The following is a 13,823-nucleotide window of genomic DNA, read 5'->3' on the forward strand; positions in this document are numbered from 1 at the left end:
GGACAGAGGCTCACAGCAGGGGATCACGGCAGGGCTCGGCGAACGGTCCGGCGCCGGGGCCGGAACATGGAAAACCCCGTGATGCTGCCAGGTCGGGGGTCCGCCAGCACCACGGGGTCATCCGGAATATCGACACCTCTCGGCCAGGTGTTACACCACAGCGGGAGAGTGGCTTAGATCACACGTTGATGTTGCCCGCGTCGCGGCCTCGATTCGGCGGCAGCGAGCAGTTCCTGCTGGACCGTCGCGACGACCGCGTTGCTTCGCGACCGGCACGCGGCTTTACGTGCACGGTTGCGGGCGCGACGGGCACGCAGCTTGGCTGCGAGATTGGCCATCTCGTACTCACCCCTTGCATTGATCTCTGACACTTACTATTATGCCGGACCGCTCAGCAGGGGGCCAGTGAATCATCGGTGAAATGCAGCACGCACCTACGAATCATCGGTCCATTGTCGCGTGATCCGGATAATATGGGGCGCGTCACGTGCGCCGACTCACTCTCCCGCTGTATCAGTCTCTATAGGATCACTGCTAGACCATCCAAGACAGAGTAAGAAACCGCGAGACAGCGTAAGAAGCGGCGAGTCGCTACCGGAGCGCACCGGTTGGCGCGCTACTCCTCGGCCCTGGTCAGCAGGTAGTGGCCGAAGTGAGGCACGGTGAAGGCGATCTGGCCGCGTTCGGCCGAGTACACTAGGCCCTTCTTCAGCAGGCTGTCCCTCGCGGGTGACAGCGACGAGGGCTTCCGGCCGAGGTAGACCGCGACATCGGAGCTCTGTGCGGGCTCGTCCTTGCCTTCGGTGATCTCGGCCATCGCGCGCAGGTACTCGCGCTCGGCCGGGGTGGCGCGCTCGTAGCGCGAGCCGAAGAAACCCACCGCGAGCTCGGCTTCCGCCTCGGGCGCGGCGACACGGACATCCTCGGCGGTGATGGGGTCGGCGGGCGCGGCGTCCCAGGCTGCCTTGCCATAAGCCTGGATGAAATAAGGATACCCGCCCGAGACCTCGAACAGGGCATCCAGCGCGTCGTGATCGATGCCCGCTTCCTCGCGTTCGATGGGCGCGAGCACGGCCAGGTCGGCATCATCGCGGTCGAGCTTGTCGATGCGGGTGTAGCGGAACAGCCGTTCGGAGTACGACTTCGAGGCCGACAGCACCGTCGGGACGTGCGGCAGCCCGGCGCCGACGACGACGAGCGGCGCCCCGGATTGGGACAGCTCGTGGCACGCGGCGCACAGCGCGGAGACGTCCTCGTCGCCGAGATCCTGCATCTCGTCGAGCAGCACGACCACGCCGGTGCCGACGTCGGCGCCGAGCTCGGCGACGTCGGTGAACAGCTCGACCAGGTCGATCTCGATGTCGCCGGAGTCGGCGCGTCCCTGCGTCGCCGACACGTCGATGCCAGGTTGCCAGCGGTCGCGCAGCTTCGCGTCGGCCCTGTTGGAGCGTAGCGCGAATGCTTTGAGCACACCGAGAACCTCGTCCACCCGGTCGGGAGCACGATGCCGCACCGCCAGGTCGCGGATCGCCCGGTGCAGGGCGGCCGACAGTGGTCTGCGCAGCTCGGCGTCCGGCCGCGCCTCGACCTTGCCCGTGCCCCAGCCGCGCCGCATCGCCATCGACCGCAGCTCGCTGAGCAGCACCGTCTTGCCCACGCCGCGCAGCCCGATCAGTACGAGGCTGCGTTCCGGACGGCCCCGCGCCACGCGCTCGAGTACCACCTCGAAGGCTTGCAGTTCGCGCTGCCTACCCGCCAGCTCGGGCGGCCGCTGCCCGGCCCCCGGCGCGAACGGATTCCGCACAGGATCCATGTCTGGAACCGTATCGATGTTTCTAGCCTCACACCGATATTTCCACGCCACGCCGGCCATGTGGGTTGGAGCTGGACGTGACGTTCGGCGCCCTAGGCGGAACGAACGTCACGTCCAACTCCCCAACCGTCCACCGCAGAGCAACCCCGATGGCGCCGCACCGCAGCTTTCGAACCTTGTATCTCGCTCTATTGCCTATTCGGTATACAACGCGAGAGAACCGTAGCTGCGATGCCAGTCCAGCGCCGGTCGCCATAGGTGGGGAGCTGAACGTGACGTTCAGTGCCGTAGACGGAACGAACGTCACGTTCAGCTCCGCCCGCCGCACGGGTGGCGCTACTGGGTGGCGACCTTGCGGTACCGGGCCGCAGACAGCGGGGCGAAGATCGCGATGATGGCGATACAGCTGAGGACCGCGTACAGCGGGGCGTTCTCGGCTGGCCAGCCGGTCAGCGCCGGGCCGTGGGTATTGCCGAACAGCTCCCGCGCGGTGTTGACCACCGCGGTGAACGGGTTCCACTCCGCCACCGTGCCGAGCACGCCCGGCAGCGTCTCCTGCGGGACGAACGCCGAGGACACGAAGGTCAGCGGGAACATCCAGATCAGCCCGGCACTGTTGGCGACCTCCACGCTGCGGGCGAGTAACCCGATGAACGCCCCCACCCACGACAGGGCGAACGCGAACAGCAGGATCACCAGGTACGCCAGCGCGGCCTCGCCGAGTGTGCCGTTGATCCGCCACCCCACAAGCAAGCCAGCAAGGGTCATCACCACCAGCACGATCACGCTCAGCGCCTGATCCGCCGTGGTGCGGCCGAGGATCACCGACAGTCGGGACATCGGCAGCGACCGGAACCGGTCGATGATGCCCTTCTGTAGATCGCTTGCGAAGCCGATCACGGTGTACGAGGAGTTGAAGGCGACCGTCTGGGCGAAGATGCCCGCGATCAGGAACTCGCGGTAGGCCGCGCCCGCGTCTCCCTCGGCCGATCCGGTCACCGCCATGCCGATGGACTCGCCGAACACGTAGGCGAACAGCAGCACGAACATGATCGGCATCAGCGTGGCGCCGATGAGCCACTCCGGGTTGCGCCGCACGTTCATGAGGTTGCGCCAGGTGACGACCCCACCGTCGGAGAACACCTTCGTCGCGGTGTTCATGCCTGCACCTCCTCGGCAGCGTGCCCGGTCAGGGCGAGGAAGACATCGTCGAGAGTCGGCCGGTGCAGGCCGACATCGACGGGGGTGATGCCGTGGCCGTCGAGACGACGTAGCGACTCGATGAGCGCCTTGGGGCCGGTGTCGACGAGCACCTCCACCTTGCGGGTGTGCGGATCGGTCACCGGTTCGCCGGAACCGACCTCGGCCAGCACCTCCGCGGCGGTGGGCAGCTCGGCTGCGTCAGGCACGACGAGCTCCAGCCGTTCACCGCCGACCCTGGCCTTGAGCTCGTCGGCGGTGCCGCGCGCGATGACCTTCCCCGAGTCGATCACCACGATGGAGTCGGCCAGGTAGTCGGCCTCCTCGAGGTACTGCGTGGTCAGCAGCACGGTGGTGCCGTCGGTGACCAGGTTGGACACCACGTCCCAGGTCTCCATCCGACCGCGAGGGTCGAGCCCCGTTGTCGGCTCGTCCAGCACCACCACCGATGGCCGCGCCACCAGCGCGCCCGCCAGGTCGAGCCTGCGGCGCATACCGCCCGAGTAACCCTTGGCTGGCCGGTCGCCGTCGGAGGTGAGGCGGAAACGATCGAGCAACTCCCGTGCCCGCTCCTTGGCGGCGGCGCGGTTCATGCCGTAGAGCCGCGCCACCATGTACAGGTTCTCGAACCCGGTGAGGTTCTCGTCCACGGCCGCGTACTGCCCCGATACCCCGATCGACCGGCGCACGGCCTGCGGGTCGGCCAACACGTCGTGGCCCGCGACTTCCGCAGTGCCGGAATCCGGCTTGAGTAGGGTGGTCAGGATCCGGACCGTGGTGGTCTTGCCCGCGCCGTTCGGGCCGAGCAGGCCGAGCACGTGCCCGGTTGGGATCTCCAGATCGATGCCGTCGAGCGCGCGCGTCTTGCCGAACGACTTCGTCAATCCGGCAGCGCGTACCGCGACAGGCTGTTGTGGCGGTGTCATTCGTTCCTCCCAGTGGAGTGCGGCAGAGAGAGCCGCTGAGTCTGATCCCGACGCTGGAACCCGGTGAGGGTGGGCCAGCCGCGGGAGCCTCCACCATGCTAGGAACGAACACCGACACTGTCCCCCGGATTTTTCCCCTAGGGGTCCGCCTGAAGGACAGCTAGGGCGGGACGAGCGGAAAGGCCGCCCCGGCCATCCGGCCTGGACCAGGGGATGAGCGGGGCGGCGCCGCTTCGCCGGGTGTGTCGGACGTTACTTCTCGAGGATCGCGGTCACGCCCTGACCGCCCGCCGCGCAGACCGAGATCAGACCGCGGCCCGAGCCGTTCTCGTCCAGCTGCTTGGCCAGCGTGGCCACGATCCGCGCGCCGGTCGCGGCGAACGGGTGGCCCGCGGCGAGGGACCCGCCGTTGACGTTGAGCTTGTCCCTGTCGATCGACCCCAGCGGGGCTTCCAGACCGAGGCGCTCCTTGGCGAAGTCGGCGTCCTCCCATGCCTTGAGCGTGCACAGCACCTGGGAGGCGAACGCCTCGTGGATCTCGTAGTAGTCGAAGTCGCCGAGGCCGAGACCAGCACGGGCGAGCATGCGCGGCACGGTGTACACCGGCGCCATCAGCAGGCCCTCGTCGCCGTGCACGTAGTCCACGGCACCGGTCTGGCTGAACGTCAGATACGCCAGCACCGGCAGCTTGCGCTCGGCGGCCCATTCCTCGGTGGCCAGCAGCACCACGGAGGCGCCGTCGGAGAGCGGGGTGGAGTTGCCCGCGGTCATGGTGCCGTTCTCGCCGCCGAAGGCAGGCTTGAGCTTGGCCAGCTTCTCCGCCGTCGAGTCGGCGCGCAGGTTCTGGTCACGGGTGAGGTTCAGGTACGGGGTGACGAGGTCGTCGTAGAACCCTCGCTCGTAGGCGGCGGCGAGCCGCTGGTGGCTGGTCGCGGCGAGTTCATCCTGTTCCTCCCTGGTGAGCTCCCAAGCCTTCGCGGTGCGCGCGGCATGCTCACCCATGGACAGCCCGGTGCGGGGCTCGGCGTTGCGCGGCATCTCCGGCACAATCTGTCCCGGCCGCAGCTTGCCGAGCAGCTTGAGCCGCTGCTGCGCCGTCTTGGCAGCGTTGAGTTGGACGAGGATCTTGCGGAGGTCGTCGTTGAGCGCGAGCGGGGCGTCGCTGGTGGTGTCCACCCCGCCCGCGATCGCGGAGTCGATCTGGCCGAGCGCGATCTTGTTCGCCACGTTGATCACCGACTGCAGGCCGGTGCCGCAGGCCATCTGCACGTCGGAAGCGGGTGTTTCGGGAGCCAGCCGACTGCCGAGCACGGTTTCCCTCGCCAGGTTGAAGTCCCTGGAGTGCTTGAGCACGGCGCCTGCCGCGACCTCGCCGATGCGCTCGCCTTGCAGGCTGAACCGGCTGACAAGGCCGTCCAGCGCTGCGGTCAGCATGTCCTGGTTGGACGCGCGTGCGTACGGGCCGTTGGACCGCGCGAACGGGATGCGGTTGCCACCGACGATGGCGACCCTGCGAACGCCCGGGTTCTGCGGTGCCTTCTTGGCGCCGGTGCCGCTGGACTTGGCGCCGGTGCTGCCGGACTTGGCGCCGGTGCCGCTGGACGAACTGGTTGTGGACTTCTTCGGTGTGGCCATGGTGTCCTCCGGTGCGCTGCGTTGTACCGGTGCTGGCTGGCTGCTTGCCGTACCGTGAGACGCGAGCGGGTAGTGAGTATGCACAGTAGCGGGCCGTGAGGGCGTACCTCCTCGTGCGATACTAACCTACCCGCGAGTAGGTTAAGCTGTGTGGTGACTTCCGCCCAAGAGCCGAGCCGGCAGGCGCTTTGAGAATCCAGGAGGACTCCTATGGCCGACAGGTACCAACAGTTCACCAACTCCTCGGTTGGCAAGTTCCTCGTTCCCAAACTCGGCCTGCCTAGCCCGACCCCGCTGCGCAGGTACGAACCAGGGCAGCCTCTGCTCGATGGTCCGGCATTGCTCGGCGCGGCGCCAGGCGGGCGCCTGGAGAAAACCCTCACCGAGCAACTGCGCGCGGCAGGGGTCGAGCTCCACTCCTCGGCTGCCGCCGACGGTGCCGATGTCTCCTACGGCGCGCTGGTGTTCGACGCTACCGGCATCACCGACCCGCAGCAGCTTCGTGAGCTGCACGCGTTCTTCCAGCCGACGATCAAGCAGATCGGTACCTGCGGCAGGGTGATCGTGCTGGGCACTCCCCCCGAGTTGGCCGGTACGACACGCGAGCGGGTCGCGCAGCGCGGGCTCGAAGGTTTCACCCGGTCAGTGGGCAAGGAGCTCAAGCGCGGCGCGACCTCGCAGTTGGTCTACGTTGCCCCGGGCAACGAGGGCGCCACCGAGTCGACGCTGCGCTTCCTGCTGTCGGCCAAGTCGGCGTTCGTCAGCGGGCAGGTCGTGCGGATCGGCACGGCGGGCTCCGACGGTGCGGCGGTCAGCGCACCAGCGGAGTGGGCCAAGCCGCTCGACGGCAAGGTCGCGCTGGTCACCGGCGCTTCCAGGGGTATCGGTGCGGCCATCGCCGACGTGCTGGCCAGGGACGGGGCGCACGTCATCGCGGTGGACATCCCGGCGCAGGGAGCCGACCTGTCCAGCGTGGCCAACGCGGTCGGCGGCTCCGCGCTACAGCTGGACGTCACCGCCGACGACGCCCCGCGCACCATCGTCGACTACTGCGCCGAGCGGCACGACGGCCTCGACATCGTGGTGCATAACGCCGGGATCACCAGGGACAAGAAGCTCGCCAACATGGACGCCTCGCGCTGGGACTCGGTGATCTCGGTCAACATCGACTCGCAGTTGAAGATCAACGATGCGCTGCTGGAATCCACGGTGCTGCGGGACAACGCCCGCTTCGTCGGGGTGTCGTCGATCGCCGGTATCGCGGGCAACCTCGGCCAGACCAACTACGGCACCAGCAAGGCCGCCGTGATCGGCATGGTCGACGCCACCGCCCCGCTGGTGGCCGAGCGGGGCGGCACGTTCAACGCCGTGGCGCCCGGCTTCATCGAGACCCAGATGACCCAGGCGATGCCAGCCACCATCCGGGAGCCTGCGCGGCGACTGTCCAGCCTGTCCCAGGGCGGTCTGCCGGTGGACGTCGCGGAGACCATCGCCTGGTACGCCAATCCGGCTTCTGCCGCGGTCAACGGCAACGTTGTCCGGGTGTGTGGCCAAGCCATGATCGGCGCGTGAGGAGGTCAGCACCATGGCAGTCACCGAACTCGACTCGGCGCCGAACCTCGCCTCGCTGTACCCCAAGGCACTCGTCTCCGGCTTCCTCCCTGGGGCCAAGCGCTCCGCGGAGCTGCCAGACGAGCAGCTCGTCCGGACCGGCGTCACGACCGACCCTGATCACCTCGCGGCGTACAACGAGGTGTGCGGCTTCCGGCTCGCCGATGAGCTCCCCGCGACCTACCCGCACGTCCTGGCGTTCCCGCTACAGGTGAAGCTGATGGCGGATCCGACGTTCCCGTTCCCGCTGCCGGGGTTGGTGCACGTCGCGAACACCATCACGCAGCACAGGCCGCTGCGGGTGACCGACCGGTTCTCGATCCGGGTGAGCGCGGGCAACCTGCGCCCGCATGAGAAGGGCAAGCAGTTCGACCTCGTCAGCGAGGTGGTGCCCGACGGCGAGAACGATCCGGTCTGGACCGGCATCAGCACCTACCTGCGGCGCGGCGGCGGCTCCGGATCCTCCGGCAAGCGGGACCAGCTCACCGCCCCGACACCGACCGCGTTGTGGCGTGTTCCCGGTGATATGGGGCGCCGATACGCGGAGGTCTCCGGCGACCACAACCCGATCCACCTGTACGCGGCCACCGCGAAACTGTTCGGATTCCCGAAGGCCATCGCGCACGGTATGTGGAGCAAGGCGCACGCGGTGAGCGCCTTCGAGGGCAGGCTTCCGGACGCCTTCACGGTGACGGTGCGCTTCAAGCAGCCGGTGCTGCTGCCGAGCACGGTTGCGTTCACCAGCTGGCAGAACGACGAGGGTGTCAGCTTCGAGTTGTGGCACTCCCGCAAGCCGAAGCCGCACCTGGACGGCACGATCACGCCGCTGTCCTGAATTGCCCGTGGTGTTCAGCAGGCGGTGACGGGTCGCGGGGTGGCCGGTTCCTGTCCGGCCACCCCGACCGTAATCACTCGGGGCGCCAGACCGCTCCCTGCACCAGGTCGCCGAACCCGAGCCAGACGAGATTCATCAGCCACGATGCCAACGTGCCGTCGCTGATGTCCGGATGGTCGATCCACCAGTCGGCCATCGACTCGGCGGCGCCGACGAGCGCCGCGGCCAGCCCGGCCGCCGATTTCTCGGCCTGCTCGCCGATGCCCTGCTTGGTACCTGCCGCGATCACCACGGAGGCGACGAGTTCGATCGAGCGGTTGCGCATCTCGGAGATCTCGGCGGCGAATGCCCCTCCCACCGAGAGGGCCTGCCGGTGTAGCACCGTCCACGACTCGCGGTTCTGGCCGACGAACCGGAAGAACGATCGCAGGCCGAGCCATAGCTGCATGTCCGGTGCGAGCTCGGCCTCGCTGTCCACTCCCTCGGTGACGGCGTCGATGAGCCGTTTGGCCTCGCGTCGGATGCAGTGGGTGAAGAGGTCTTCCTTGGATCCGAGGTAGGTATAGACCATCGGTTTGGACACGCCAGCCACCTCGGCGACCTCGTCCATGGCCGCTGCGTGGTAACCGTGTTCCGAGAAGACCTGCACGGCGGCATCCAGGATCTGACGCTCCCGAACTTCCCTCGGCAGTCGCCGCGTTCTCGGCTGCTGGGTGCCCCGGTTCACGCACACCTCCCGGCTCGTGGCCTCTGTCGTGGAGTTTCGCTGTCTCGACGTGGACGATACTCATCAAAATCTACTGGCCAGTAGGTTCGGGCGCCAGGCGAGGGTGGAGCACGGAAGGTGTCGAACGCGTGGGGATACTCGCGACTGACTACTCCTCGGTAGCTTCTTGCTAGCATCGGTAAGCGTGGCGGCCAGGTCGAGATCGAATGCGTGGTTGCGGCGTCTGCGGATGCCCGCTTTCGCCGTGCGCCACCACCGCCCTCCGGCCGAGCGCGGTGGTGCGCTGGATGCGCTGGCTTCGGGCATCGATCTGGGCAGGCTCTCGCCCGAGCAGTTCGAGCAACTGATCAAAGCGTTGCACATGCTCGGCGAGTCCGGCTCCGGTGTCGAACTGAGCTCGTTGAGTACGGAATCGTTCGTCAACCTGGTGGCGCGGGCGTCCAAGGATCAACTCAAGCGGATCACCGAGGACACCGAGCTGCGCACGTTCTTCCTCGAGGAAATCTTCCGGAGGATGTCCGACCACCTCATCGAGAGCAAGTCGAGGGGTGTCAGCCTGACCCTGTCGTGGCGCTTCACCGACGGTGACGACGCCGACGAGGGCGGGGAGTACCAGCGGTACCAGACCGTCATCGAGGACGGGGTGTGCGTCTCGGGGGAGGATCTCGGGCGTGTCCCCGACACCACGCTGACGATGTCTGCGCTCGACTTCATGCGGGTGGCCACCGGCAATGCCGCCGTCGCACCGATGTTCATCACCGGCCGGGTGCGGGTGAAGGGCGACTACTCGCTCGCCGCGATGCTCAGCAGCTACTTCGACATCCCCAAACCCACTGTCAAGGGGTGATGCTGCGGCGCGGTCCCTCGCCGTCGTCCTCGGGATCCTGCTGGTCGCGGGCGTCGCGCTGCTGGTAGCCGCTGTCCGAGACCACCTCGCCGTCCACCACGACGGTCCGGTGGAACCGGACACCTCCGGCCGCCCCGCCGGGCCCACGGGTGGTTGGCCCCCACTGTGCCGCGCGTTCCACCTTTCGTAGCCAGTAACGCCGGATGGCGCCACGGGCGGGCGGCAGGATCACCACGATGCCCGCGATGTCGGTGAGGAAGCCGGGCAGCAGGATCAGCAAGCCGCCGAGGGCGATCAGCATGCCCTCGGTGATCTCGCGGTGTCCCGAGCGCCCCTCGCCGGTGGCGGTGAACAGCTCCCTGGCGACCTTGCCGCCTTCGCGGCGTGCCAGCCACGAGCCGATCACGGCCCCGGCCAGCAGGGCGAGGATGGTCCAGCCGATCCCGATGACGGAAGCCACCGCCCACACGGCGGCGATCTCGGCGATGAGGTAGAGCAGCAGTGCGACAGCCATATTACGACCAACGTACGCCCGGGTCCGATTCGTTCCCGGCGGGTCGTGGCCCGCACTCCTCGACGCCGATGGCGACGGTGGGCAGCGACCTCCCCTGGGTCGGTGTGGCCCGGCCTGGTCACTTCACAGCGGGCGAGCCAGGCGCATACCCGCGAACATCCACCGTGCGGCTGGTGGGAAGAAGTTGCGGTAGGTGGCGCGCATGTGGTCGGGTGGGGTGGCGAAGCAGCCGCCGCGCAGCACGTGCTGGTTGACCATGAACTTGCCGTTGTACTCTCCGATGGCCCCGGCGGGCGGCTGGTAACCGGGATAAGGTAGGTAGGCGCTGCCGGTCCACTCCCAGACATCACCGAACATCTGCCGTGGCCCCCGGCCGTCAGGGGCGGCGCGCGGATGCAGCCGGTCCGGATCCAGCAGGCGGCCGTCCAGCGGCTGGTCGGCCGCGACCGCTTCCCACTCGAACTCGGTTGGCAGTCGCGCACCGGCCCAGCGGGCGTAGGCGTCGGCCTCGTAGTAGCTGATGTGGCAGACCGGTTCGGCGGCGTTCACCGGCCGCGTCCCGGAGAGCGTGAAAACCTGCCACTCGCCGTCCCGGTGCTCCCAGTACAGCGGTGCGTGCCAGCCTTCGGACTGCACGGTGGCCCAGCCGTCGGATAGCCACAACTCGGGCCGTCGGTAGCCACCGTTGTCGATGAACTCCAGCCACTCCCCGTTGGTGACCGGGCGGGAGGCCAACGCGAACGGGTGCAGCCACGCCTGGTGGCGTGGCTGCTCATTGTCGTAGGCGAACCCGACACCGTCGTGACCGACCTCCACGAAACCACCCGGGTGCTCAGACCACGTCAGGGGCGGTGTCGCGGTCGGCTCCGGGGTGCTCTGCCGGGTATAGCCCGGCCGCAGCGGGTTGCACGACAGGACGTGCTTGATGTCCATCAGCAGCAGCTCCTGGTGCTGCTGCTCGTGATTCAAACCCAGCTCCACCAGCCGCAACGTCTCCGCGTCCGACTCCCCGCCGAGCAGGTGGTGCATCGCGGAGTCCACATGGGTCCGGTACTCGGTGATTTCACTCGCGCCCGGCCGGGAGATCACGCCTCGGTGATTCCTCGGGAACTGCGCCCCTACGGTGTTGTAGTACGAGTTGAACAGGTAGCCGAACCGAGGATGGAACTCCCGGTAGTCGGCCAGCGCCGCGGCGAGGACGAACGTCTCGAAGAACCACGATGTGTGCGCGCGGTGCCACTTGGTGGGGCTGACCTCGGGGGCGGACTGGATCGATTGATCTTCCGGCGAGAGCGGGCTCGCCAGCCGTTCGGTCAGGGCACGTACCGCGTCGTACCGCTCGGCGAGCTCGGCACAGCCGGGCACGGTTCGTGGTTCCAGCGCCGTCATCGGTCTCCCCTCCCAGCGATCGCTTGATCAGGCAGCAGGATCTCCCGCCCCGGCGGCGATCGTGGCACAGATCGTCCGCACCGGCACGGGGTGCGAGAAACGGATCAGGGAGTTCACCGGTATGAGGCAGTGAGAGTCACACGGTCAGCCCAGCGACGCACGCGAACGACCCGGTGGGAACCTCGCTACTCGTCGGGGTCGACGATCCGGATCTGGAGGGAACCTGGGTCGCCGTGCAGGACCGCTTCCGACGAAACAGTTCCCTCCCTGAAAGCCTGGTACTGCCCGGTGCTGACCATCCGGACGATGTCCTCGCCTCTGGTGAAGATGATGAGGTTGCCGTCCTGCACGAAGCTGCCCTCGAAGGTCCCGTCCCCGCGTAGCTCGACGTCGAGGCCGGTGACCTCGCGAATCCGCTGCTCGCTCGCCGGGCCGATCACCAGGTGCGCTTCGGTCCAGTCGCCCGGCGCGATCTCCTTCAGCGGCTTCGACCCACCGCTGTCGCGGAGGGTGGTGAGTTCCTCGTGGAGCTGACCGTCGTGTTCCACGGATACGCTTGTCAACGCTGAACAGCCTCCTAATGTGAGAGTCAGGGTCAGCGCACCGGTGATGAGTACGCTGCGAAGCGTAGTCAGTACCGGTTCTCCGGGTAGGCCTCGGGCTCGGGAGGCCGCCCGTGACCGTCCCGGTCGATCTCGTCCGCCGGCCACTCCAAGTCCTCCTCCCGCGTGGGACGTGTGTCGCCTATGTCGACCTGGTCGCTGTACTGGAGGCGCTCGTTCTGGTCGATGACGACCATCTCGCCGTCCCGCACGGCCTGCTCCACCAACTCTCGCAGCTCCTCCTGGCTCGCGTCGGGGTTCTCCACAGCGATACGCCTGCCGACCTCGTTGTTGTGCAGGTCCATGGCAATCGGGGTGGGATGCGAGTAGTCTGAGCCCTCGTGCGCGGTGGCGAACTCCTCGGTCCACTCCTCACCGAACCGCTGAGTCAGCTGCGCGTTCCAGTAAGCATGCCGGAACGCGTCGCCGTGCCCATCCGTGACCCCGGCGCCGTCGAACACGGTCTCGCCCTGGTGCAGAGAGTCCCGGTAGATCTCGTACGCCTCGTACACGCCGTAGACACCTTCGTGAACCATCAGGTTCTCCAGCATCCTGGCCTCGGTGGCCGTCATCTGGGTTGGGTTCACCTTGGGTATCCAGCCCATCCATTCCGGCGGGAACATGGTCATGCCGTCCGGGTCAGGAGCGACGTTGTACTGCTCGAGCAGCTCCTCGTGCAGCCCGCCGTCCGCCTGCTCCTCAGCGGCTTCGGCCACCTCGGCCAGCGACTCACCCTCGGCGTCGATCTGACCGTTCGCGGCCTGGCGTAGCGTGGCGGCCAGCCCACTGTCCAGTTCGGATGCGGCGTTGAGGATCTGACCGACCTGCGCTTCCAGCTGGAACTTGATCATGCTGCGGTGGTCGAGTACAGCGAAGGGCGTGCTTGGCGAGGATTCCGCGAGCGGAACCACCTCGCCTGCGTCGGTGATGCGGAACTCGTACCGCTGGGCGAGCTCCTCGGCGTCACCGATCGCGCGCTTGAGGCTCTCGGCAGCGGTTTCCGCCTCGGCCGTGCCCGCGAAAACGGCAGACATCTCGGCGACACGTCTTTCGAGCCTGCTGACATACCTGCGCAACTGGTTACCCGCAGCCTGTGCCGCGTCACCGACCCAGTCGCTGGGGGCGGCGGCATCGGCCACCTCCTGCTCCACCCCGACCAGCACATCGCGGTCGTTGCGCAGCCCGTCGGCTACTGAGCCGATCGCGGCGGGATCCCATCGCTTGACGTCCGCCCAGGAAACCATCAGATCGGCCTCGCGGCGCCCAGCGGGATGTCGCCGAATGCGCGGGCGGCGGCTTCATCGTTCGCTTCGTAGGTATCCGCGCTGTCGTGCAGGTTGCCGCCGTATGTCCGCATGTCGGCGACCCACGACGACAACTCGGTGCGCCACGATTCAGCCAGCGATGATGCGAGCTCGGCTGACTCTGATCCCGGCATCGCGGATCTGAGGTCGGTGACAGTGGCCGCCGCATCCACCTCCGCGACCTCATCGGCGGCGGCGCGCGCGGCATCACCCGACGCGCGGATCGATTCCGTCTCAGCTTCGAACCCGGACACGAACCCTCCCCAGTCTCCTCCCAGTAGCCACCGAGTTGTAGCTGAATGATCTTAATCAGGAGCCCGCGCATCGCACAAGAGTTGATCTTGTATTCGGGTGGGCTGCATGCCGAACGTTGTCCGGCTCTCCCGCCCATGAGGTGCGCGAGAGTGGGTAGCGGATTCC

At 67.5% G+C, this 13,823-nt stretch carries 13 protein-coding genes; 3 read left to right on the top strand and 10 right to left on the bottom strand.

The window, feature by feature from the left end:
* Positions 1 to 616 precede the first annotated feature (616 nt).
* The 4 genes from F8178_RS00895 to F8178_RS00910 form a co-directional block, all read right to left on the bottom strand.
* Positions 617 to 1,813 (bottom strand): ATP-binding protein, encoded by a 1,197-nt coding sequence (locus F8178_RS00895; protein ID WP_317492639.1) that lies wholly within the window; start codon positions 1,811 to 1,813, stop codon positions 617 to 619.
* A 336-nt stretch (positions 1,814 to 2,149) separates the two neighbouring features.
* The gene (locus tag F8178_RS00900; protein ID WP_317492640.1) at positions 2,150 to 2,974 is read right to left on the bottom strand and encodes an ABC transporter permease; all 825 of its coding nucleotides are present in this window, start codon (positions 2,972 to 2,974) and stop codon (positions 2,150 to 2,152) included.
* Entirely contained in the window at positions 2,971 to 3,939 is a 969-nt protein-coding gene (locus tag F8178_RS00905; protein WP_317492641.1) for an ATP-binding cassette domain-containing protein, read from the bottom strand. The genes F8178_RS00900 and F8178_RS00905 overlap by 4 nt, the downstream gene beginning before the upstream one ends.
* A 252-nt stretch (positions 3,940 to 4,191) precedes the next feature.
* The gene (locus tag F8178_RS00910; protein ID WP_317492642.1) at positions 4,192 to 5,574 is read right to left on the bottom strand and encodes an acetyl-CoA C-acetyltransferase; all 1,383 of its coding nucleotides are present in this window, start codon (positions 5,572 to 5,574) and stop codon (positions 4,192 to 4,194) included.
* Between the two features lie 210 nt (positions 5,575 to 5,784).
* On the opposite strand from F8178_RS00910, the gene F8178_RS00915 reads away from it, so the two are divergent.
* Both F8178_RS00915 and F8178_RS00920 read left to right on the top strand, forming a co-directional pair.
* The gene (locus F8178_RS00915; RefSeq protein ID WP_317492643.1) at positions 5,785 to 7,146 is read left to right on the top strand and encodes a 3-oxoacyl-ACP reductase; all 1,362 of its coding nucleotides are present in this window, start codon (positions 5,785 to 5,787) and stop codon (positions 7,144 to 7,146) included.
* Between the two features lie 13 nt (positions 7,147 to 7,159).
* Positions 7,160 to 8,020: a MaoC/PaaZ C-terminal domain-containing protein gene (locus F8178_RS00920; RefSeq protein ID WP_317492644.1), complete on the top strand. Its 861-nt coding sequence runs from the start codon at positions 7,160 to 7,162 to the stop codon at positions 8,018 to 8,020.
* Between the two features lie 73 nt (positions 8,021 to 8,093).
* Here the strand turns inward: F8178_RS00920 and F8178_RS00925 are convergent, their stop codons facing one another.
* Positions 8,094 to 8,747: a TetR/AcrR family transcriptional regulator gene (locus F8178_RS00925; protein WP_317492645.1), complete on the bottom strand. Its 654-nt coding sequence runs from the start codon at positions 8,745 to 8,747 to the stop codon at positions 8,094 to 8,096.
* A 229-nt stretch (positions 8,748 to 8,976) separates the two neighbouring features.
* Here F8178_RS00925 and F8178_RS00930 point away from each other — a divergent pair, with 229 nt between their 5' ends.
* Positions 8,977 to 9,594, top strand: a complete 618-nt coding sequence (locus tag F8178_RS00930) for an alkyl sulfatase C-terminal domain-containing protein (protein WP_317493047.1) — start codon at positions 8,977 to 8,979, stop codon at positions 9,592 to 9,594.
* Here the strand turns inward: F8178_RS00930 and F8178_RS00935 are convergent.
* The 5 genes from F8178_RS00935 to F8178_RS00955 form a co-directional block, all read right to left on the bottom strand.
* Positions 9,584 to 10,108 carry an FxsA family protein gene (locus tag F8178_RS00935; protein ID WP_317492646.1) on the bottom strand — a complete coding sequence of 175 codons (525 nt, stop codon included), beginning with the start codon at positions 10,106 to 10,108 and terminating at the stop codon, positions 9,584 to 9,586. The genes F8178_RS00930 and F8178_RS00935 overlap by 11 nt on opposite strands.
* Before the next feature lie 123 nt (positions 10,109 to 10,231).
* Positions 10,232 to 11,497, bottom strand: a complete 1,266-nt coding sequence (gene egtB, locus F8178_RS00940; protein ID WP_317492647.1) for an ergothioneine biosynthesis protein EgtB — start codon at positions 11,495 to 11,497, stop codon at positions 10,232 to 10,234.
* Between the two features lie 185 nt (positions 11,498 to 11,682).
* The gene (locus F8178_RS00945) at positions 11,683 to 12,060 is read right to left on the bottom strand and encodes a hypothetical protein (RefSeq protein WP_317492648.1); all 378 of its coding nucleotides are present in this window, start codon (positions 12,058 to 12,060) and stop codon (positions 11,683 to 11,685) included.
* A gap of 68 nt (positions 12,061 to 12,128) precedes the next feature.
* Entirely contained in the window at positions 12,129 to 13,343 is a 1,215-nt protein-coding gene (locus F8178_RS00950) for a DUF6973 domain-containing protein (protein WP_317492649.1), read from the bottom strand.
* Positions 13,343 to 13,657, bottom strand: a complete 315-nt coding sequence (locus tag F8178_RS00955) for a type VII secretion target (protein ID WP_317492650.1) — start codon at positions 13,655 to 13,657, stop codon at positions 13,343 to 13,345. The genes F8178_RS00950 and F8178_RS00955 overlap by 1 nt, the downstream gene beginning before the upstream one ends.
* Positions 13,658 to 13,823 lie beyond the last annotated feature (166 nt).

The sequence above is a fragment of the Haloechinothrix sp. LS1_15 genome, assembly GCF_033042135.1.
Taxonomy (GTDB): domain Bacteria; phylum Actinomycetota; class Actinomycetes; order Mycobacteriales; family Pseudonocardiaceae; genus Haloechinothrix.

Coding starts and splice junctions, on each gene's coding strand:
- F8178_RS00895 (WP_317492639.1), bottom strand. CDS start 1,813: ATGGATCCTGTGCGGAATCCGTTCGCGCCGGGGGCCGGGCAGCGGCCG.
- F8178_RS00900 (WP_317492640.1), bottom strand. CDS start 2,974: ATGAACACCGCGACGAAGGTGTTCTCCGACGGTGGGGTCGTCACCTGG.
- F8178_RS00905 (WP_317492641.1), bottom strand. CDS start 3,939: ATGACACCGCCACAACAGCCTGTCGCGGTACGCGCTGCCGGATTGACG.
- F8178_RS00910 (WP_317492642.1), bottom strand. CDS start 5,574: ATGGCCACACCGAAGAAGTCCACAACCAGTTCGTCCAGCGGCACCGGC.
- F8178_RS00915 (WP_317492643.1), top strand. CDS start 5,785: ATGGCCGACAGGTACCAACAGTTCACCAACTCCTCGGTTGGCAAGTTC.
- F8178_RS00920 (WP_317492644.1), top strand. CDS start 7,160: ATGGCAGTCACCGAACTCGACTCGGCGCCGAACCTCGCCTCGCTGTAC.
- F8178_RS00930 (WP_317493047.1), top strand. CDS start 8,977: ATGCCCGCTTTCGCCGTGCGCCACCACCGCCCTCCGGCCGAGCGCGGT.
- F8178_RS00935 (WP_317492646.1), bottom strand. CDS start 10,108: ATGGCTGTCGCACTGCTGCTCTACCTCATCGCCGAGATCGCCGCCGTG.
- egtB (WP_317492647.1), bottom strand. CDS start 11,497: ATGACGGCGCTGGAACCACGAACCGTGCCCGGCTGTGCCGAGCTCGCC.
- F8178_RS00950 (WP_317492649.1), bottom strand. CDS start 13,343: ATGGTTTCCTGGGCGGACGTCAAGCGATGGGATCCCGCCGCGATCGGC.